This is a genomic window from Streptomyces candidus (assembly GCF_014207445.1).
Lineage (GTDB): Bacteria > Actinomycetota > Actinomycetes > Streptomycetales > Streptomycetaceae > Streptomyces > Streptomyces candidus.
On record NZ_JACHEM010000010.1, the window covers coordinates 321,620 to 327,937 of the forward strand.

5 protein-coding genes are annotated in these 6,318 nt (G+C 70.7%); 1 reads left to right on the forward strand and 4 read right to left on the reverse strand.

Annotated features, from left to right (window positions below):
- Window positions 1-156: 156 nt before the first annotated feature.
- Entirely contained in the window at window positions 157-864 is a 708-nt protein-coding gene (locus tag HNQ79_RS20640; protein ID WP_221507947.1) for a GNAT family N-acetyltransferase, read from the reverse strand.
- A 280-nt stretch (window positions 865-1,144) separates the two neighbouring features.
- On the opposite strand from HNQ79_RS20640, the gene HNQ79_RS20645 reads away from it, so the two are divergent.
- On the forward strand, window positions 1,145-1,357 hold the full coding sequence (locus tag HNQ79_RS20645) for an EF-hand domain-containing protein (RefSeq protein WP_373312622.1): 213 nt from the start codon (window positions 1,145-1,147) through the stop codon (window positions 1,355-1,357).
- Window positions 1,358-1,513: 156 nt separating this feature from the next.
- Here the strand turns inward: HNQ79_RS20645 and HNQ79_RS20650 are convergent, their stop codons facing one another.
- From HNQ79_RS20650 to HNQ79_RS20660, 3 genes are all read right to left on the reverse strand, one after another.
- Window positions 1,514-2,146, reverse strand: a complete 633-nt coding sequence (locus tag HNQ79_RS20650; protein WP_185033173.1) for a PadR family transcriptional regulator — start codon at window positions 2,144-2,146, stop codon at window positions 1,514-1,516.
- A 121-nt stretch (window positions 2,147-2,267) separates the two neighbouring features.
- The gene (locus HNQ79_RS20655; RefSeq protein ID WP_185033175.1) at window positions 2,268-4,322 is read right to left on the reverse strand and encodes an NADPH-dependent 2,4-dienoyl-CoA reductase; all 2,055 of its coding nucleotides are present in this window, start codon (window positions 4,320-4,322) and stop codon (window positions 2,268-2,270) included.
- Window positions 4,323-4,666: 344 nt separating this feature from the next.
- Entirely contained in the window at window positions 4,667-5,854 is a 1,188-nt protein-coding gene (locus HNQ79_RS20660) for a serine hydrolase domain-containing protein (RefSeq protein ID WP_185033177.1), read from the reverse strand.
- Window positions 5,855-6,318: the final 464 nt, after the last annotated feature.

Sequence of the window (6,318 nt, forward strand, 5' to 3'; positions counted from 1 at the left end):
GGGGGCGGCCCCACCGGACGGTGCAACCCCCGCCCCTACGCCCGCCCCTGCGCCCACACGCCCTGCGCCCACACGCCCCGCGCCCACACGTCCCCTGCCGCGTCCCGCCCCGGACCTCAGCCCGGCCTCGCACTCAGCCCCACCCCGGGGCACCTCTCACCCCTCAAAATCCCCCCGCACCATCAGCACCTCCGACCCCACCGCCCGATACCCCGCCCCCTGAAACGCCCGCACACTCCGCGCATTCCCCGGCGGCTGCTGCGCCCACACCACCGCCCCCGGCACCAACTGCCGCGCGGCGAGCGCCAGCCGACGTCCGAGGCCCCGCCCGCGAGCCGCCTCGTCGACTTCGATCGCCGCCTCCCAGCGTCCCGCCACGCCCCGCCCAAGCACCAGGACACCACCCTCCGCAGCCGTCCACACCCGTACCCCCTCCCGGAACGCCCTCGCCCGTGCGACCCGCGAGTGAGCCGGGTTGTCGATCTCCCGCAGCCCCAGCTCCGGGTCAGGCGGTCCCGGCAGTGCCGGAGCCATCGACAGCATGTCGATCGTGTCGTTCATCCGCCGCCCGGTCCGTTCGGCCAGCGCGACCAGGAACACGGGGTTCATCGACGCCGCCAGCGGATCGCACGGCGTCGCCGCCAGTGTCGTCCGCACCCACTCAGGATCGGCGTCCGTGAAGATCACCGAGTGCGCGGTGAACGACAGCACCCCGGCCACCCGCTCCTCCGCCTGCGGCACCACCGTCACGCCGCCGTCCGGCGGCGGGAACACACCTCGGGACGCCGAGTCGAGAAATCCCACGAGGGAGTTGCCGACGCCCGGCGCTTTCGTGGTTCCAGTCGTTCCGCTCGTCTCCGTCATGACGAGATCCAAGCACCGCCCGTACCCGCCCACACCGCTGCCCCCGCCGTCCCCGACTTCCGGACGTCGCCGAAACGCGTGGCCTCACGCAACGAGCCCTCCCCCCGCCGCAGACACCTTCCCCCGCGACCCACCACAGCCGCCCGCGACGACCCCGAAAACCGGATCCCAAACCCGCCCCATCCGGCCTTCCGCGGGGCCGCTAACCTGACGCCGTATTGATTGGCACGGCCGAGATCGTCCGGCCTGACTGCACCAAGGGGTGGACCACGTGGCGGACATCGACATCGAGTCGGCGCGCAAGGCGTTCGACCAGTTCGACAAGAACCAGGACGGGGTCATCACGGCCGCCGAGTACAAGAGCCTGATGGCACAGCTCGGCGACTTCCACGTGACCGAGACGGTGGCCCAGGCCATCATCAAGGCCCACGACGGTGACGGCGACGGCCGGCTCGACTTCGACGAGTTCTGGGCGTCCCGCAACCGGGTCTGAGCACGAACGAAGGGCCGGGCCCCAGAGGACCCGGCCCTTCGTCACCCGTACCCGGAGAGCACCCGGCCCTTCCGTCCTCCGCGCCCCGAAGGGACCCGGCCCCACCGTCACTCGTGCCGCGCCGTGCCGGACCGGCCTTCCGCCCGAGTCCGGCCCCTACCCGTCCAACTCCCGCAGCTCGGCCGCGGCTTCCTCGAGCCACTCCACCCAGAAGCGCTCCATCTGGATTCCGGCCCGCAGCACCAGATGCTGCAACCGCTCCTCCCGTCCACCCACGCGCTCGTCGGCACGACCGCCGGACCGCCCCCCGGCCCGCTCCCCGGTCCGGCCGTCCGTCCGTTCCGCAGCCCGGCCGTCCGGCCCCCCGGCCAGGTGCCCGAAGTCCCGCTTCTCGATCTCCTGGTACGTCGCCAACTGCACCCGGTGCAGGCCGAGATGACGCCCCACCTCGGCCAGCAACTCCCCGGTCCCCACCATCGCCGCCGCCCGCAGCCGCAGCCCGAAAGCGTCCCGCAGCGGTTTGGGATCCTCGCTCTTGGCGACCCACGCGACCAGCTCCTCGCGCCCGGCGGGCAGAACCTCGTACTCGCGCTTCTGCCCCCGCGTCGGCACGTCCTGGGGGAGTGCCCGGATGAATCCGGCCTGCTCCAGTTTCCCCAGCTCGCGGTAGATCTGCTGGTGCGTGGCAGACCAGAAGTACCCGATGGACATGTCGAACCTGCGGGTCAACTCCAACCCCGAGGAGGGCTTCTCCAGCAGGGCGGTCAGGATCGCGTGGGGGAGTGACATGAGCGCATCCTAGGCAGCGGGTGAAAGAACGGACGGACCGGATCCGGAAGGCCCCGCCCCAACGCCGGCCGACCAACCGACCCGCGCACACGGCACCCCACACACAGCACCCGGCACACTCCTACAGCCCGGCCGCCAGTTCCGTCCCCTGCCGGATCGCGCGCTTCGCGTCCAGCTCGGCTGCCACGTCGGCACCCCCGATCAGGTGCACCGGCATGCCCCCGGCCACCAGTTCCTCGTACAGGTCCCGCCGCGGCTCCTGCCCCGTGCACAGCACCACCGTGTCCACGGCCAGCACCCGGCGCTCACCGCCCACGATCACGTGCAGGCCGTCGTCGTCGATCCGCTCGTACGTCGCACCGGGGACCATCGTCACGCCGCGCTGTGCCAGTTCGGTGCGGTGGATCCACCCCGTGGTCTTGCCGAGCCCCGCGCCGACCTTGGTCTCCTTGCGCTGGAGCAGGTGCACCGTCCGGGTCGACCTGGGCCGGTCCGGCGCCCGCAGCCCGCCCCGCGCCTCGTACGCCATGTCCACGCCCCACTGCCGGAAGAAGACCTCCGGCGACAGGCTCGCCTCTTCCCCCTCGTCAGTCAGGAACTCCGCGACGTCGAAGCCGATGCCGCCGGCGCCGAGGATCGCCACCCGCTCGCCGACCCGCACCTCGCCCCGCAGCACCTCCAGGTACCGCACGACGCTCGGATGCCCGATCCCCTCGATCTCGGGGACGCGTGGTGTGACCCCGGTGGCCAGCACCACTTCGTCGTACGCCCCCGCCTCAAGCACCGCGGGCGTCACGGCGGTGGAGAGCCTGACCTCCACCCCGTACTCCACCAGCCGGTTACGGAAGTACCGCAGCGTCTCGTTGAACTCCTCCTTGCCCGGCACCTGACGTGCCACGTTCAACTGCCCGCCCACCGCGTCCGCGGCGTCGAACAGCGTGACCGCGTGCCCCCGCTCGGCCGCGGTCACCGCGCACGCCAACCCGGCCGCGCCTGCGCCGACCACCGCGACCCGCTTGCGCAGCCGGGTCGGTGACAGCACCAGTTCCGTCTCGTGACAGGCCCGCGGATTCACCAGGCAGGAGGTGATCTTTCCGCTGAAGGTGTGATCCAGACACGCCTGGTTGCACCCGATGCACGTATTGATCGACCCGGCCCGCCCGTCCGCGGCCTTCGCCACGAATTCGGGATCCGCCAGGAACGGCCGCGCCAGCGACACCAGGTCCGCGAACCCGCCCGCCAGCAGCTCCTCGGCCAGCTCAGGGGTGTTGATCCGGTTCGTCGTCACCAGCGGTATGCCCACCGACCCCATCACCCGCTTGGTCACCCACGCGTACGCCCCGCGCGGCACGGACGTCGCAATGGTCGGGATGCGTGCCTCGTGCCAGCCGATCCCCGTGTTGATGATCGTCGCCCCGGCCGCCTCGACGGCCTTCGCCAGCTCCACGACCTCCTCGAACGTCGAACCGCCCGGCACCAGGTCCAGCATTGACAGCCGGTAGATCAGGATGAAGTCCGGCCCGACCCGTTCCCGTACCCGGCGCACGATCTCCAGCGGGAACCGCACCCGGTTCTCGTACGACCCGCCCCACCGGTCGGTCCGCTTGTTGGTGTGCGCGGCGATGAACTCGTTGATCAGGTACCCCTCGGACCCCATGATCTCGACGCCGTCGTACCCGGCCTCCCGCGCCAGCCCGGCCGCCCGTACGAAGTCCTCGACGGTCCCCTCGATCTCCTCCGCGTTCAGCTCCTTGGGTACGTACGGGCTTATCGGCGCCTGGAGCGCACTCGGCGCGACGAGCTCCGGGTGGTACGCGTACCGGCCGAAGTGCAGGATCTGCATCGCGATCCGCCCCCCGGCCTCGTGCACGGCGTCCGTCACCACACGGTGCCGTGCCGCCTCCTCGGCCGTCGTCAGCATGGCCCCGCCGGGATACGGCCGACCGGCCTCGTTCGGCGAGATGCCACCGGTGACCATGAGCCCGACGCCGCCCCGCGCCCGCTCCGCGTAGAACGCGGCCATCCGCTCGAACCCGCCCTCGGCCTCTTCGAGACCGACGTGCATGGAGCCCATGATCACGCGGTTGGGAAGAGTGGTGAATCCCAGGTCCAACGGGGCCAACAGGTGGGGGTACTGGTTCGACGGGTTCGACGGAACTCGACTCGACGGGCTCATCCGACGCCTCCATGCGCTCACGCGACGACTCTTCTGCAACTAGTTGCATAATAGGCCGCCACGGCGGGCCGGCCCATGAGCCGTGAGTCACACGCGCCTCCACCACATCCCCCACCCACCGCACTCGCCCCGGGCGCGGTCGGGCCGCGCGGTCGGGCCGCACTCCCGACAAGGGCAGAGGCCCGGTACTTCACGGGCCGGAGTGGCCCGCCCATCGAACGAACGCAGTCCACGAGCCCGCGACCTGGCATGCATCCCCGCTCGCCCCGGGAACCCGACCCATCCCTTCGCCCCTCACCGGCTGATCCCCGGACCAACGGACCGGACGGCCGGAAAGCCTCACCTCAGAGCGACGCGTACACCGCTTCCACCAGGGCCATCTTCCGGGGGTCGTCGGCGATGTGCGGCCCCATGCGGTTCATGACGTAACCGAGGCTCACCTCCGCCTCCGGGTCCGCGAGCCCGCACGAACCGCCGAACCCGTCGTGCCCGACCGCCCGGGGGTTGGGCCCGTACGAGGCGTTCGCCCCGCTCAGCCACAACCCGAGCCCCATTTCCGTCTCGTGCGCGAACCCCATCCCCAGCACGAGGTCCCGGCACGCGCCCTGTCCCTCGCGCACCCGCTCGGCGGCGTCGGCCGACAGCAGCCGCCGGTCACCGCACCGCCCCTGCCGCGCGAAGACCTCGTACAGCGCAGCCACGCCGCGAGCTGTCCCGTGCCCGTTGGCCGCCGGGATCTCCGCAGCGCGCCACTCCGGGGAATTGCCCTCGCGAGCGCCCGTCCCGGGATTGACCAACGCGGCCAGGGCGACCGGCTCCAGCTGTGCGAACAAGGCCGCCTGTTCGGCCGGCTGTTCGCTCGAAGACCCCACCGGCGCATGGACAAGCTCGGCGGCGCGTCCTGCCTCCTTCTCCGGCAGTCCGATCGCGAAGTCGATGTCCAACGGCTCGGTCACCTCACGCTCCAAGAACTCGGCGGGCCGCATCCCGCTCACCCGGCGCACCACCTCGCCGACGAGGAACCCGTAGGTCAGCGCGTGATACCCGGACCGCGACCCCGGCTCCCACCACGGCTCGGTCGCCGCGAGCCGTCCACAGGTCAGGTCCCAGTCGTACAGCTCCCGCACGGAGTGTGGAACCCGCAGCCCCGCCAGCCCCGCGCGGTGCGACAGCAGATGACGTACGAGCACCCCTTCCTTGCCCGCCGCGGCGAACTCCGGCCAATACGCGGCAACCGGCGCGTCCAGGTCCAGCGCGCCCCGATCGGCCAGTATGTGTGCGCAGAGCGCGGTGGCCCCCTTGGTCGTGGACCAGACGTTGACGAGCGTGTTCCGCTCCCACGGGCGTTCCTGCTGCGCGTCGGCCCAGCCGCCCCAGAGATCGACCACGGCCTCCCCTCCCACACGCACGCTGACGGCAGCGCCCAACTCGTCGCGCTGCCGGAAGTTCTCCTCAAAGGCCTTGCGCACTGCGGCGAACCGCTCGTCGCAGCGGCCCTCCACGCGCGGTACGACTGGCGGGGACTGGGACATGGAGCCCTCCTCGGAACGGCGACAGCACACGACTGAACGGCAACATACCGACTGGTCGGACTGACTGGAAGGCCCGGTGCGGCCCTCGGTTTGACGACGGACGACCCCATCCGTAAGGTTCTGCGGGTTGTCCTATGTGAGCACCGGTTCCCACCGGCCCGGGGCAGCCATTCCGCAGCATCCATGAGCAACGAGTCGACGCCTGTCTTCTCCATTTCCATGCGCTTTTGCGAAATGAGGAATCCGCGTTCGAGAGGACGCACCCCGATTGGCATCGGGGTACAGGAATCCGCTAATGTCTCACTCGTCGGAACGGCCCAACAGCCGGGAAGGCAACCCGAGTTCGACCGGGAATCAGGCCCGAAAGGATCTGATAGAGTCGGAACCGCCGGAAAGGGAAAACGCGAGAGCGGAAAACCTGGAAAGCACCGAGAAAATCGGCACTGGAAACGGTCTGATAGAGT

Bases quoted from the DNA above. Each gene is read 5' to 3' on its own strand.
- HNQ79_RS20640 (WP_221507947.1), bottom strand. From the start codon at position 864: ATGACGGAGACGAGCGGAACGACTGGAACCACGAAAGCGCCGGGCGTC.
- HNQ79_RS20650 (WP_185033173.1), bottom strand. From the start codon at position 2,146: ATGTCACTCCCCCACGCGATCCTGACCGCCCTGCTGGAGAAGCCCTCC.
- HNQ79_RS20655 (WP_185033175.1), bottom strand. From the start codon at position 4,322: ATGAGCCCGTCGAGTCGAGTTCCGTCGAACCCGTCGAACCAGTACCCC.
- HNQ79_RS20660 (WP_185033177.1), bottom strand. From the start codon at position 5,854: ATGTCCCAGTCCCCGCCAGTCGTACCGCGCGTGGAGGGCCGCTGCGAC.